10 protein-coding genes are annotated in these 14,410 nt (G+C 62.9%); all 10 read left to right on the forward strand.

Features of this window, described 5'->3' with window-relative positions; genetic code table 11:
• Nucleotides 1-30: 30 nt before the first annotated feature.
• The 10 genes from B0G81_RS05780 to B0G81_RS05825 all read left to right on the forward strand — a co-directional run bounded on the left by B0G81_RS05780 (nt 31) and on the right by B0G81_RS05825 (nt 14,406).
• Nucleotides 31-2,667 carry a circularly permuted type 2 ATP-grasp protein gene (locus B0G81_RS05780; RefSeq protein ID WP_134133844.1) on the forward strand — a complete coding sequence of 879 codons (2,637 nt, stop codon included), beginning with the start codon at nt 31-33 and terminating at the stop codon, nt 2,665-2,667.
• Nucleotides 2,664-3,554, forward strand: a complete 891-nt coding sequence (locus B0G81_RS05785; RefSeq protein WP_106277035.1) for a transglutaminase family protein — start codon at nt 2,664-2,666, stop codon at nt 3,552-3,554. The genes B0G81_RS05780 and B0G81_RS05785 overlap by 4 nt, the downstream gene beginning before the upstream one ends.
• A 328-nt stretch (nt 3,555-3,882) precedes the next feature.
• Nucleotides 3,883-6,021, forward strand: a complete 2,139-nt coding sequence (locus B0G81_RS05790) for a fimbria/pilus outer membrane usher protein (RefSeq protein ID WP_134133845.1) — start codon at nt 3,883-3,885, stop codon at nt 6,019-6,021.
• A 459-nt stretch (nt 6,022-6,480) separates the two neighbouring features.
• On the forward strand, nt 6,481-7,434 hold the full coding sequence (locus tag B0G81_RS05795; protein ID WP_134133846.1) for a hypothetical protein: 954 nt from the start codon (nt 6,481-6,483) through the stop codon (nt 7,432-7,434).
• A 61-nt stretch (nt 7,435-7,495) separates the two neighbouring features.
• On the forward strand, nt 7,496-8,701 hold the full coding sequence (locus B0G81_RS05800) for an HlyD family efflux transporter periplasmic adaptor subunit (RefSeq protein ID WP_134133847.1): 1,206 nt from the start codon (nt 7,496-7,498) through the stop codon (nt 8,699-8,701).
• An 11-nt stretch (nt 8,702-8,712) separates the two neighbouring features.
• Nucleotides 8,713-10,821, forward strand: coding sequence for a peptidase domain-containing ABC transporter (locus B0G81_RS05805; RefSeq protein ID WP_134133848.1), 2,109 nt, complete (start codon nt 8,713-8,715; stop codon nt 10,819-10,821).
• Nucleotides 10,814-12,118 (forward strand): TolC family outer membrane protein, encoded by a 1,305-nt coding sequence (locus B0G81_RS05810; RefSeq protein WP_134133849.1) that lies wholly within the window; start codon nt 10,814-10,816, stop codon nt 12,116-12,118. Before B0G81_RS05805 ends, B0G81_RS05810 begins: the two co-directional genes overlap by 8 nt.
• 175 nt (nt 12,119-12,293) lie before the next feature.
• Complete coding sequence (locus B0G81_RS05815; RefSeq protein WP_134133850.1) at nt 12,294-12,716, forward strand: MarR family transcriptional regulator; 423 nt, start codon at nt 12,294-12,296, stop codon at nt 12,714-12,716.
• A gap of 81 nt (nt 12,717-12,797) precedes the next feature.
• A complete protein-coding gene (locus B0G81_RS05820) occupies nt 12,798-13,220 on the forward strand; it encodes a MarR family winged helix-turn-helix transcriptional regulator (RefSeq protein ID WP_106277047.1) in 423 nt (140 codons plus the stop codon).
• Nucleotides 13,221-13,305: 85 nt separating this feature from the next.
• Complete coding sequence (locus B0G81_RS05825; RefSeq protein ID WP_208328511.1) at nt 13,306-14,406, forward strand: HlyD family secretion protein; 1,101 nt, start codon at nt 13,306-13,308, stop codon at nt 14,404-14,406.
• Nucleotides 14,407-14,410 lie beyond the last annotated feature (4 nt).

Here is a 14,410-nt window from a genome sequence, read left to right on the forward strand (position 1 = left end):
AAACCAGCACACTCTTAAAACGACACGACCTTGGCCTTTCAATCGACTTTTCCCTTCGAGACGTCCGCGGCGCGCGCGGACGCTTCGTCCCTGTTGCGCCTGCTGCCGGCCTACGAGGGACATTGGGACGAGTTACGCGACGCCTCGGGCGCGCTGCGCGAACCGTGGCGGCAATTCTTTCAGCGGCTCGGCGAAGACGGCATCGCGCGGCTCGACGATCATCTCGCCTCGGTCGCGCAGCAGATCCGCGACAACGACATCAGCTACAACGTCTACGCGGATAACGGCGAGCCGCGGCCATGGGCGCTCGACCTGCTGCCGTTCCTGATCAGCGAGGACGAGTGGGCGCATATCGAGCGCGGCGTGACGCAGCGCGCGCATCTGCTCAACGCCATCGTCGCCGATATTTATGGGCCGCAAACCTTGCTGGAGCGCGGGCAATTGCCGCCCGCTCTGGTTTTCGGCCACCCCGGCTATCTGCGCTCGGTGAAGGGCTACGCGCCGCCGGGCGGCCAGTACCTGCAAGTGGTCGCGGTCGACCTGGCGCGCACGCCCAACGGCGACTGGACCGTGATGGCGCATCGCACCGAGGCGCCGTCGGGTCTCGGCTACGCACTGGAAAACCGCCTGATCGTCTCGACGCTGTTCGCCGATCCGTTCCGCGCCCTGCGCGTGAGCCGGCTCGCGCCGACCTATTCGCAGCTGATCGCGACACTCGTGCAGGCGGCGCAGGCCACGATGCGTCACGAGAGCGACGGCGCCGACCACTCGCCGCATATTGCGCTGCTCACGCCTGGGCCGTTCAGCGAAACCTATTTCGAGCACGTGTTTCTGGCGCGCTACCTCGGCGTGACGCTGGTCGAAGGCAAAGATCTGACCGTGCGCGACGACAAGCTTTATCTGAAGACGCTCGCCGGTCTCGAACGCGTGCACGTGGTGCTGCGGCGTCTGGACGACGCGTTCTGCGATCCGGTCGAGTTGCGCGCCGATTCGAGCATCGGCGTGCCCGGCTTGTTGCAGGTCATGCGCGCGGGCAATGTGATCGTCTCGAACGTGCCGGGTTCGGGCTTTGTCGAATCGCCGGCGTTGCACGGTTTTCTGCCCGGCATCGCCGAAGTGCTGCTCGACGAAGACCTCATGTTGCCGAGCGTGGCGACGTGGTGGTGCGGCGAGGAGGCAGCGCGCGAGCACGCATTCCGGCGGCTCGACGAGGCGTTCATCGTGCCGACCTGGCCCGTTACCGGCCGCGATGCGCCGCCTGGTGTGGAGCAGGGACGCCAGCGCTTGTCGACGTGGCGCGAACGCATCGAAGCCATGCCCGACACGTACACGATCCAGCAGGCGCAGCGCTTTTCCTGCACACCGCGTTATGAGGATGGCACCGTGGGGCGCCGGCCGTCGGTGCTGCGCGTCTATGCGATTGCGGACGTCAACGGCGGCTGGCATGTGATGCCGGGCGGCTTCACCCGCATGGCGGCCGAACGCCAGACCACCGTGTCCATGCAGTACGGCGGCAGCAGCGTCGATACATGGGTGCTGTCGAGCCAGCCGACTTCGACGTTCACACTGCTGCCTTCACCGATGCAGCCCGCCGACCTCGCGCGCAAGCATCGCACCGTGTCGAGCCGCGCGGCGGAAAACCTGTTCTGGGCCGGACGTTACGGCGAGCGCGCCGAGAACAATGTGCGGCTGTTGCGCCTGATCCTCGGTTCGCTGGAAGGCAACGACGCCGACGCGATGTTTCCGACCCTGGTCGAACTCGCCTTGCATTGCGGGCTCGTGCAATCCGGCGACATGTTCGCGCCGCATTCGCCGCAAGCTTTCGAGCGTGCGCTGGTCGCCAACCTGATCGAGAGCACCGGCGCCGCGAGCATCGGCCAGAACCTGACTTCGCAGGCGCGATCCAATGGCGAAGTGCGCGGGCGTCTGTCGAACGATCACTGGCGCACGATTCTCGCGGCGCGCAACGACTTCCGCGACGCGTTGCAGATGTTGATGCCGGCGCCGGGCAATGGTGGCGGTTCAGCTTCCTCACAAGCTAACGGTAACGGCCGCGGCGAACGCTACGAGCGTTACGACCGCGTCACGCTGATGAACGCGCTCGAACACCTGTCGGTGCAGTTGTCGGCAATCAGCGGTGCACAGGGCGACCGCATGACGCGCGACGAAGCGTGGCGTTTGCTGTTCGTGGGCCGCCATATTGAACGCGTGTCGGCAATGACCGCGTTCCTGCGCGTGGTCGCCGACAAAGGCCAGCTGTCTACGCCAGCCGGTTTCGATCTGCTGCTGCAGTTGTTCGACAGCACGTTGACGTACCGCTCGCTCTATCCCGGCCGCTTCGAAGTGCCGGCCCTGCTTGACCTGATTGTCATCGAGCCGACCAATCCGCGCGGCATCTACGGCGTCTATGAGCGGCTGCGTAAAAAGCTCGACGAGATCGCCGTAGCGGCGGGCAGCACGCGGCATCGTCCGTTCGCCGAATTGATGGCGCCCACCGATGTGTTGCCGACGCTGGAATCGCTGTGCGAGGTGGACGAACACGGCGCGTACGTCAATCTGATTGCGGTATGCGATCAGATCGCCGGATTCGTCGGCGCGGCCGGCCATGAGATCAGCGCGCGCTATTTCAGTCACGCCAGCACGGTCGCCTCGCAGGTGTGGTCATGAAGCACACGCCGACCGTGCTGTCCGTCTCGCATCGCACCACTTATCGCTATTCCACGTATGTGGAGACCGCGCAGCATCTCGCGACGATCCGGCCGATTGCCTGTTCGTGGCAACGTGTGGTCTCGCACAGCGAAAAGATCGAACCCGAACCGTCGTATCTGAATAGCCGGATCGACGCATTCGGCAACGACGTGCTGTATTTCGCGCTGGATGCGCCGCATGAGCGCTTGCAACTCGTCAGCGAAACCACGGTGGCGCTCATGCCGCGCTGGACCGATCTCGATCCCGAGGCGACGCCCGAATGGGACGACGTGGCCGATGCGCTGCGCTTTCGCGTCGGCGGCCAGTTCCGGCCCGAAGCGGAATTCTGTTTCGCGTCGCCGAATATCGTGCCGCGGCCGTCGCTGCGCGACTATGCATTGCCGAGTTTTCCAGCCGGCATGCCCATCGCCGCGGGCGCGATCGATCTGATGCACCGCATTCACGAAGACTTCGCCTACAAGCCTTCCGCGACGATGTTCGATACGCCCGCCGAACGCGCCTTCGAACTGAAGAGCGGCGTGTGCCAGGACTTCGCACAGGTGATGATCGGCTGCTTGCGCTCGCTGGGTTTGCCGGCGCGCTACGTGAGCGGTTATCTGCGCAACGATCCGCCGCCGGGACAGCCGCGGCTGATCGGTGCGGATGCGTCGCACGCGTGGGTGTCGGTGTATTGCCCCGGCAGCGGCTGGATCGATCTCGATCCGACCAACGACGTGCTCGCCGATATGGATCACGTGACGCTTGCCATCGGCCGCGATTACAGTGACGTGTCCTTGCTGCGCGGGATGATTCTCGGCGGCGGTGCGCATCGCGTGGAAGTGGGGGTGACGGTGCTTGCGCTGTAGGGGCCGCGCCGCGCTTTCCCGCTCTATCTCACATCGATCTCCCGGCCTGGACAAGCTTCAGGCCGCGACCTATCTGTCGGCCCTGCCGCGCTTGCGGCTACGCTCCTTTCCCTCATTTGCAAATGCCCGTCTGCACCCGGCGATGCATCAACGCCGCCCAATGCTTATACCGCACGTAAAACCCGTGGCCCTTTTGGGAAAGTTCCCGTCTTCTCTCAGTGAAATCGTCTAGCGGGCGCGAGCGCCAGCGCCGATACTTTCCTTCGAAACGCGGTCACACAGAGCCACGTGCGCATCGCTAGACGCATAACGAACACTGACGGTTGAAATGGCGGGGAAAACACAGTCCGAACTCGCGCGGGGACTGAATAGGCATGCGTTCAGGCATACCCATGCGCTAATGTTCGGCGCGCTCGGCGCTTGCGTGTCGGCGTCCGGGCACGCGCAGGCACTCGACGGCGCGAGTAGCGTGTTCAGCGGCCAGCGCAATAGCGATGGCGTCGATGCTTCGGCAATCGTGCCCGACGTGCCGGCGCCGACGAGCGAACCTGTCGTGAATCCGTACGCGGACAGCCCGTCGGCGGCGCTTGGCTACGCGTTCAATACGTTTCATACGTCCGGTCAGGGAGTAGCGGATACACAGAGTTATCTTGGCTTGACTGCCGGCGTCAATATCGGCAACTGGCGAGTGCGCGAACAGGGTGTGTTGCAGTCCAATACGGGCCGGGGCACGTCATACGAGAATGTCGCGGCTTACCTGCAACATGACATCCCCTCGTTGAAGAGCCAGATCGGGCTCGGGGACCAGTTCACGGACGGCGCGGTGTTCGACAGCATCGGCGTGCGTGGCGTAAAGATGGAGAGTATCGATAGCGCGGCGTCTGAGTCGCTGCCCGGTTACGCACCTGTGGTGCGCGGTGTGGCGATGTCGAATGCGCTGGTCACCGTTACGCAGAACGGCAACCGTTTATACGAAGCGACAGTTGCGCCAGGGCCGTTTGAGATTGATGACGTTGTACCAACCGGGTACGGCGGCAACCTGAACGTTACCGTGACGGAGGCGGACGGCAGTCGGCACAGTTTCACCGTGCCGTATGCATCTGTCGTACCGCTCGTGCGTCCGGCCTCGACGCGCTTCAGCATCGTCGATGGCGTGACCCGTGACACGCAGGTCAGGCATCAGAGCGCTTTGCTGCAAGGTGCGGTACAGCGCGGTATCAACGGCGTGATAACGGGCTATGGCGGGGCGATCGTCGCGGACGGCTATCTGTCCGGCCTGATCGGCGCGGCGCTCCGTACGCCGATCGGTTCGTTGTCGGCCGATGTTTCGGAGGCTCAGGCCGATCTATCGCATGCACGAAGGTCGCGCGGCACAAGTTTGCGTATCGGCTACAGCAAGTTTATCGAGCAGACGGATGCGAACTTGTCCGTCGCAGCGTACGGCTACTCATCCGGTGGCTTCCTCACGCTGCGCGACGCGATGCTGCAGCGCGACGCCGTGCTGGCGGGTTCCGGCGCAGACAGCATCGGACGCCGGCGCAACCAGTTGCAGATCACCCTGAGCCAGCGCGTCGGCGCCGGTGACGGTTCGCTTTATGTGGCCGGCTCGACAGCGAATTATTGGAACCATTCGGGCTCCGACACGCAGTTTCAGATCGGCTACACCGGCGCGTTACGGGTGGTCGAAGCGAATCTGAATTACACGGTATCGGTCTCCCGTCAGCGCAACGGGTTGGCAGGGCCAATGAGCAACCAGGTATTCGCAAGCGTCTCGCTGCCGCTCGGCAAGACGGAGCGCGCTTCGTCGCTGTCAGCGGGCCTGATGCATGACAGTCGCGCTGGCTGGTTCGAACAGGCCATGCTCGCGGGCTCCGCCGGCACCGCAGATGAGCTGCGTTACGGCATATACGGAACGCACTCGGAACGCTCGACTACAGGTGGCGGCATTGCGCAGTACCAGAGTGCTTACGCGACTGTGGGCGGGAGTGCGAGCGGCGGCTCTGGCTACTCGCAGACGTCGGCGAATATGCGGGGCTCGGTGTTTGTTCACCGCGAAGGCATTGCGCTGGGCAATCGACCTGAAATCGCAGCGGACATTGGCTTGCTGAAGAAAGGCTTGAACGTCGGCGCGTCGGACTCTGTTGACCCGAACGCGAGCAGTCCCGGTTATGTGCCGGTGCCGCATCTGGAGCCGAGTGGTGCGGATCCGATCGACATCGGCGTCCACCGCGATCTGGTCACCGGTGGCGCCGAGCCGACGAGCCGGCAGACTGGGTCGCGATGGGACGCGTGGGTCACCAGGCAGCAGCCGGCTGGCGACAACGTGGCTGGGAATGTCGCCACCGCGGACCAGACGGAAGGTGCCGAGCGTCTGATGCTGTTCATGAACGCCGTGCCGATGAAGGTGTATGCACGTAATTCGGTTGTTTTGTGGTCGGATGTCGAGCGCGCGAACGGACATCACTGATAGGGCTTGGGACGCTCGCGCGATGCCCTGAATCCGGCTGTCAGTAAGACCGCGTGGCGCGGGTAGCTAAAGATTAGAGAATTGGCCGAGCCTCACTAGAAGCAAAGCCATGTTTTGCAGTTCGTAGTCTGTAGTTGTAGCTGTACTAACTTTATTTCACTAAAAAAGGCAAGAAAATGCAAAAAATCGATCGTAACGCGCTGGCTCAATCGAAAATCGCTGGTGGTTGCTGCAAGTCATGCTGCGCACCGGCGAGGTCAGCTCCGGCACCGCAGCCTGCTCCGGCACAGGTAGCAAAGACTTCGGCGCGCTAAGCAGCGTGCAGTAAGGGTGCAAAGGCGGGCTGATTGTCGGCCCGCCTCCTCGCGAAACCCGTCGTTCATGACTGGGTTTCGCGTTCAGATGACGAATGATGGCGTTCCTGCGGGATGGCTATGTCACCGTGACGAAGGAGCCAGCATGGAGTGGTTGAAGGCGTTTCGCACGCTGCCCGTTGCCTTCAGGCGCGGTGCGAGGCGAAGCCGCGCCTGGGCGCAAGGCGCCTGTCTCGCGCGTATTCCTCTCCGTGCGATCGAGCCGCTTGCTATTTCCGCATGGTATGTGGGGAGCCGTTTCAACGCTCGGCTCCGCTGGAGCGGTATTGAGCGGCGGGATGTCGGGCGCGACGTGTTGAAGCTCGAAACTGTTGATGATCATCGCGTGCTGTCGGGCAGGGTGCTCGAGAAATTGATCGATCAGCGGCTTCATTTTGGCCGCCAGCGCAACCGCGCCGAAACCTGGCCGGATTTGCAGCGCGCGGCTGGCGTTCTCGCGCAGATCATCAGGAACGTGAAAACAGCGACGCCGGAGCGGGCGATCATCGTTTCGCCGTTTCACTACCTTTCGCAATACGCAAACATTTATCTGATCGACGAACTGCGCCAACAACTCGGTCTCGCGTCCATCGGTGTCGTATCCGGCGTGCCGCAAGATATCTACGGAAGCGATGAGGCGATGATTCCGCACATCGAGATCCTTCACACCTATAGCGAAACGAATCGCGGCGGATTGGGTTTGCGCGCGGCGCGCTCGCTTAGACGCAACGGTGTTGTCGTGCTGTTTTCCGACGCACCGCCGTTCACGTTGAGCGACTATCCCATGGAGACGGTCGGCGTGTCCATTTTTGGCCGTTCGGCGCGTATTCATAACGGCGTATTCCGCATGGGCGCGCCGCTCGACGCGTTGTTGCTGCCGTTCTATCTGCGCTTCGAGCGCGGGCGTTTCCGAGCCGTCGTGCTGGAGCCGATCGAGCTCGCGCAAAGCGACGCGCCTCAACGTCTTGCCGACTGCATCGAGAAAGCGCTGAGAGACAACTATGCGCGCTCGCTGGCCGCCGGACATCCTTCAATGTACGCGTTCGCGCCCGCCAGATAGCCCACGCAACCGGTGTTGAACAGATAGATCTCGGCTCCAGAAGAGAGGCGGCAGGACAGTAATGGAACCAACCAGTATTCCGCAGTTCAAGGACATCTCGTGGCGATGGATCGCCTATGTCGCGTCCGCAATCGTGATGCTCGCGATCGGCTTCGGCTTCCTGCATGAAGTCGAACTCAAGCAGGATGTGCAGTGCGAAATCGTGTCGCCGTCTGAAGTGAAGATACGGGGTTTGAGCGGACTCGTGACGTCGGTGTACGTGCACCCATCGGAACGTGTGGCGTCGGGTGCGCCCTTGTTCGCACTGCAACGCGATCTGTCGCTGTCGAGCGACGGCCGCCAGCGCACTGTGTTCGACTCGCAAATGCGCGACGAGCAGATTCGCCTCGCTGACGAGCAATATACGCAACGTAAGGCGCAACTCATTGCGCAGCGGGATGCTTCGTCGCTGACCGGCGCGAGCCGGCGAGCGGAACTCAGCGCGCTGGATGAACAGATTGCCCAGAACCGCGAGCTTGCGGACGAATCGCAGCAAAAGCTCGTGCGCCTCAAGTCGGTGTCGGACTACGTGACAGCCGATCGTATCGAGCAGGCCAGCGCCGACGAGCATCAGGTCAAGGTCTCCATTGCTCAGGGCAGGGCGCGCCGCGAACAGTTGCGCGGCGAGATATCCACGTTAAGCGGCACGCTGATCGACCTCGACGCGCAACTGAAAGAGAACGACGCCAGGCACGAACAGAGCATTCAGGAAATCCAGATGCGCTTCGAGCAGTCGCGCCTCGACGCAACCATCTCGGCACCGCACGCGGGCGTCGTCACGTTTTCGAAACTCGTGCCGGGCCACACGCTGGAGGCTTCCGACGTCGCCCTCGTCATCGCGACCGACGAGAAGGGCGCGTTGCGGGCGGCCTTACGTATTCCGTCGCGGCGTCGTGGGTTCGTCGAAAAAGGTCAAACGGTGCGGCTTAAATTCGATGCGTTTCCGTACGCGAAATTCGGCAGCTACGAAGCCCGCATCGACGCTATTTCCGACACGACCATGCAGGCGTCCGCGGTGCCACCAGGCGTTCCGGCGTCGCTGGCCGCTCAAGGCGGTGGCGACGGCGACTATCTGGCGTGGGCGACGCTGCGAGGCAAGACATTCGACTACGGCAGGCAACATTTCGACATCTTGCCGGGGATGCGGGCAACGGCGAGCATCGTCGTCGAGCGCAGGACGATCGCAGAATGGGTGCTGGCGCCGCTTTTCCGCATGATCAGAGGCTGACAGGAGGCCCAGTGCGAACGATCTATCAGAACGAAGTCGCGGAATGCGGCTATGCCTGCCTGGCAATGGTGCTTTCATATCTCGGCCGTGCGACCGAAGTGCGCGAATTGTCCGCGTTCAGGCCAATATCGGCAAACGGTCTGACGTTGATGGATCTCTACGACATGGCGACCGACTTCGGCCTGGCCGTACAGGCCTACCGGTTCGACATGGCGGATCTTCATTCGGTCAAGCGCGGCTCGATTCTTCACTTCGGCGGCGCGCACTTCGTGGTGTTCGAGAAGTGCGGGCATGGCTACGTTCAGGTTGTCGATCCGGCCAGCGGGCGGCGGCGGGTCTCGATGGATACGTTTATAGCGAGCGTGTCCGGTTATCTGCTGGAATGTTCGGCAACGCCTTCCATGCCGCGCATTCGCGCGAAATCGCCGGTGCCCGGCGCGCTTGCACGCGTGCGAGCACTGAATCCCGCACTGCGCAGACAACTGGCGAAAGTCATGTTCGTCGCGCTGGGAAGCCAGTTCGCAATTCTCGCCATGCCTTATCTCGGCAACCTCGTGCTCGACTACGTGGTCTCCGCGGACAACCTGAATTTGCTGAGCGTGTTGGTGCTGACATTTGCCGGCATTTTCGCGGTCGGGGCACTGAGCCAGTATGTGGAGTCGCGCCTTGTCGAACTGCTGCATCAGCTTACGCAGATCAACATGACCGAGGGATTGCTCGGCCATCTCCTGCGCAACCCGATGTCGTGGTTCGAAAAGCGTCACGTCGGCGACGTGTTTGCGCGCGTCAAGGCGCAGGACGAGATCAGCATCTATGCGACCCGAACCGTTACGTCGATGTGCATCGACATTGCGGTGGGATCGCTGGCGCTCGGTCTGATGCTGGTGCAGAGCCGCATGCTGACGGCGGTCGCCGCGGCCATGTTCGTCCTCTATCTTGCCGTCGCACTGGGCATGTTCGCGCGCATGCGGGACAACCATGCACTCGTGCTGGAAACGTCGGCGCGCTGCGACGACGCGTTGATCGAAACGATCCGGGCTGCGGGCCTGATCAAGCTTGCTCAGGGCGAGACGCGCCGCACGGCGCTTTACATGATCAAGTACAAGGAATATGTGGGCGCGCTGCTGGCGAGTAACCGGTTGAACAGCGCGCGCGACGCGATCCTCAAACTGGTTCAGTACGCGGACACGATTGCGATCACCTGGTTCGCCGCACGGCTGATGCTGGCCGGCAGCGTTTCCGTGGGCGTGTTCTATTCGTTTCTGATCTACAAGTCGTTGATGTCGGAGCGTCTTGCCCACGCCGTCAATGGCGTGTTCGCGTATTTCATGCTGAGCGTGCCGACCGCGCGCGTGGCGGACATCGTCGAGTGCGAGGAAGAGCGGTATACGCCGCTTGCCGAGCGCAACCGTGTGACGGAGATACGCATGTTCGAGCGTATCGAGGTGCGCAACCTCACGTTTCGCTACGGCGTGTCCGACCAGCCGGTTCTGCGAGACGTGAGCATCGATATCCGTAATGGCGACAAGATCGCTATTACGGGGCCGTCGGGTGCGGGCAAATCGACGTTATTCAAACTGCTGTCGGCTGCCGAGCCGCTTCAGGAAGGCCAGATCATGCTCAACGGCATCGCATGGCCCAATCTGACTATCGACGAAATCCGCCGGCATGCCGCCCATATGCGGCAGGGCGACCTGATCCTGCATGGCTCGATTGCCGAAAACATCACGTTATTTGCAGCCAGTGTCGACGAAGAGCGCGTCCATGCGCTGCTCGAAGACGTGGGATTGATGCAGGACGTCATGCGTCTGCCGATGCGCACCCGAACCGTGATTAGCGACACCATTGCGAACATCTCCGCTGGCCAGCGGCAACGCCTGCTGCTGGCGCGTGCGCTCTATCAGGGCCGAAGTCTGCTGCTGCTCGACGAGCCGACATCCAATCTGGATCCGGCTTCGGTGCAACACGTGGCCGGCTTGCTGCGCCGGCTGAAGTGCACGGTCGTTGTGATCACCCACGACCGGTCCCTGGCAGCCGCATTCGACGTTCGGTATCGCCTGATAGACGGTGCACTGGTGCCCGAGCACTTACATCCTCTGCCGGAGCCGGTCCATGTTTAAGTTCCGTGTCGCGCGCGTGGCGGTGCACCTGTTTTGCGCCATGGCGAGTCCCGCATTTGCGGCCGACCTTGTCACCGTCACGCAACAGACGCTCGGCCGCGACACCGGTCTCGCGCAGGCACGTGCCGGCTACGCGGCCGCGCAGCAGGCCGTTCCGCAGGCGCGGGCGGGCTTACTGCCGCAGATTTCCGCAGGCTGGGGGCGCACCTACAATCGCCTCGCGACGGAAGGTTTTCCGACCACGACCTACTGGCAGTCGGGCTGGACCGTCAATATCGCGCAGCCGTTGTTCGACTGGACGAAATGGAGCAACTACAAGCAGGCGGATTTTGTCGAAGCGCGTGGCGCTGTCGAACTGAATGCGGCGCAACAGGCGGCAATTCTGCGGGCTGTGCGTGTCTATTTCGAAGCGCTTGTCGCCGAAGATGAGTTGAGACGCGTCAGCGAATACGCGGCCGCGGTCGATCAGCACTTGCAGTTGATCAATCGAGGCAAAGCGGCGGGTGAAGCTACGCTGATCGATTTGCGCGACGCCCAGACCGCGCGCGAGAAGGTCGCGATCGAGCGGATGGACGCTGAAAACACGTTGCTTGCGAAGCGCCGCGCGTTCGAGCAAGCCACCGGCGTGCCGTTCGAGACGCTCGCGCGATTGCCTGAGTCCTTGCCCATGCCGCGCCTGCAACCTGAGGATGTCGAAGCGTGGGCCGCGCAGGCAAAGGATCACGCGTTCAACGTTCAACTGAAACAACTGGACTGGGAGATCGCCCGGACTGAAGTGAGCAAGGCGCAGTCGGAGCACTTGCCCTCGGTGTACCTCACCGGAAGCTATACGCCGGCCGGCGCGGCCTCCGGTTACGCGCGACCCACCACCACGACAACGGGCATGCTGGCCGTCTCGATACCGATTTTTTCCGGCGGTGAGACACAGGCAAAGGTAAAGGCGTCATCGGCTCTGGAAGACAAGGCCCAAGAGGGCCTCACAGGCGCAGCGCGTGACGCCGAAGCCGCCGCCCGCGATGATTACAGCCGCTATCAGTACGGGCGCACGCGAATCGACTTGCTTGCCCATCTGGTGGCGTCTTCGCAAGAGGTGTTGGCGGCAAGTAAGGTCGGTTTTCGAGTGGGCAGCCGGACGGCCAGCGACGTGCTCAGAGCGATCGACGCGCTCTATTCTGCGCAACGCGATTTGCTGGCGGCTCGTTATGACGCCATCGTCGCGCTGATGCAACTCAAGGGCGACACAGCCGCCCTGAGCATTGCCGACGTGGTCCAGATCAACAATGTGCTGGTGCATTGAAGCAACCGCGATTTGACCCCGTTGATATGGGATACCTGCTAAAAATACACTCGGCGTGCACCACCGCCCATCTATCGGGAAGCAGCCTTGATGAGGCCGTTGATCAGATTCCGCAACACTGTGTTCAACCCAGCCAAACTTGACGCTGTGCGTATGCACATATAGACTCCCCCTCATGAACCGTCCCATCTCCTACGACGAATGCAACTGCTTTGCGCTGCGCCAGGCGGCCCGGCACGTCACGCAAATCTACGAGCGCCACCTCGGCGAAGTAGGCTTGACGGCTGCGCAGTTCACGATTCTCGCGAGGCTCGCGCGCACGCCGAATCTACCCATGGTGGATCTGGCGGACGCGATGGTGATGGAACGCACCACGCTGGTCCGCGCGATGAAACCCCTGCAGCGCGACGGCCTGGTGGTGGCGGAAGCGGCGGAGCATGACGGCCGCACCTTCCTGTTCAGTCTGACGGAGAAGGGCGAAGCCACGTTCGACCAGGCCGCCATTGCGTGGCGCGCCGCGCAGGACGAATTCGAAAAGAAGTTCGGCCATGCGCGCGCCAAAACGCTGCGCGCCGAACTTTTCAGCATCACCGGCTAGTTGAGGCGCACCCGCTCGTTCCGGCGAGCGTCGGTCCGCCTGTTTGTGTGCATACGCACTCACTAACGAGGAAGCGCAACAATGGAAGGGCTTTTCGACGACGACTGCTTTGCCATCCGCCAGGCCGCGCGTTATGTCTCGCAGATATACGACCGGCACCTGGCGAATGTGGGGCTGACCATCACGCAGTTTTCGCTGCTGGGACGGCTCAAACGCACGGGCCCCATGACGATGAAGCAACTGGCTGAAGCCATGCGCATGGAACGCACCTCCCTGGTCCGCACGATCCAGCCGCTGCGCCGCAACGGTTTGGTGTCGAGCGAGGCGCTCGGCGCCGACGCGCGGGCGCTGACGATCGCGCTCACGGCGGCAGGCGAAGAGCGTCTCAAGGCAGGCCGCGAGCATTGGCATGCCGCGCAAGCGGAATTCGAGCATCGTTTTGGCGAACGGCGCGCGGCGGCATTGCGAGGCGAACTGTTCGCTATCACACGAGATCCAGTCTGAAAGTCGCGGCTACGGCGACGCACGGCCGGCGCGGTCCACGCGCTTTTTTTTCAACGTAACGAGTGCATACGCACATATCGACATCATGTCCACTACTCCATCGACTATCGCTCCGCCAAGCGCGGCGCAGACCGCCAAACCGGCACGCCGCATTCCGTGGATGTTGCTCGCGGTCATCACGGTCCTGGCCGTGCTGGCGCTTGCGGCGTCGTACTGGTTCTTCGTCGGCCGCTTCGTCGAAACGACTGACGATGCCTACGTGGGCGGCGATGTCACGGTGATGGCGCCGAAGGTGAACGGCTTCGTCAAGGACGTGCTCGTGCACGACAACCAGTTCGTCCACGCGAACGAGGTGCTGATCCGGCTGGATGCGCGCGATTACGACGCGCGGCTCGCGCAGGCCACGGCGGAGGTGCAGAGCGCGCAGGCCTCGGTGACCGAACTGCAGGCGAAGAAGTCCTTGCAGCTCGCCACCATCAACGAGCAGGCCGCCGAGGTTCGCGCGTCCGGCGCCGAACTGACGCGCAGCGCCGCGGACCAGACGCGCTACCGCGAACTGGTGAAGGACGACGCGGTGTCGAATCAGGTCGTCGAACGTGCGAATGCCGATTTGACCAAGGCGCGCGCGGCTGTGGATCGCAGCGGTGCCGCGCTGATCGCGGCGCAACGGCAGATCGCCGTGCTCGACGCGCAGATCGGCGACGCCGAGGCGCGCATCGCGACGGCGCAGGCCGCCCAGCGCGTCGCGGCCTTGAACGTGGAGTACACGACGATTCGCTCGCCGATCGACGGCTATGTCGGCAATCGCACGGCGCGGGTCGGCCTGCTGGCGAACACCGGCGTGTCGCTGCTGACCGTGGTGCCGTCGAGCGGGTTGTGGATCGACGCCAACTTCAAGGAAGACCAGTTGAAGAAGATGCGCGTCGGCGACAGCGTCGATGTCGATCTCGACGCCTCGAGCACGCCGATTCACGGCGTGGTTGAAAGTCTGGCGCCGGCCACCGGCGCGACATTCAGCGTGCTGCCCGCGGAGAACGCCACCGGCAACTTCACGAAGATCGTGCAGCGCGTGCCGGTGCGTGTGCGGCTGGATGTACCGAAGTCCATGCAAGGCGTGCTGCGTCCGGGCCTGTCGGCCACGGTGAAAGTGCATGTCGATAGCGGCAACACGCCGGCGCACGGATAAGCCG

Origin of the sequence: Paraburkholderia sp. BL6665CI2N2 (assembly GCF_004366535.1) — a bacterium.
Lineage (GTDB): Bacteria > Pseudomonadota > Gammaproteobacteria > Burkholderiales > Burkholderiaceae > Paraburkholderia.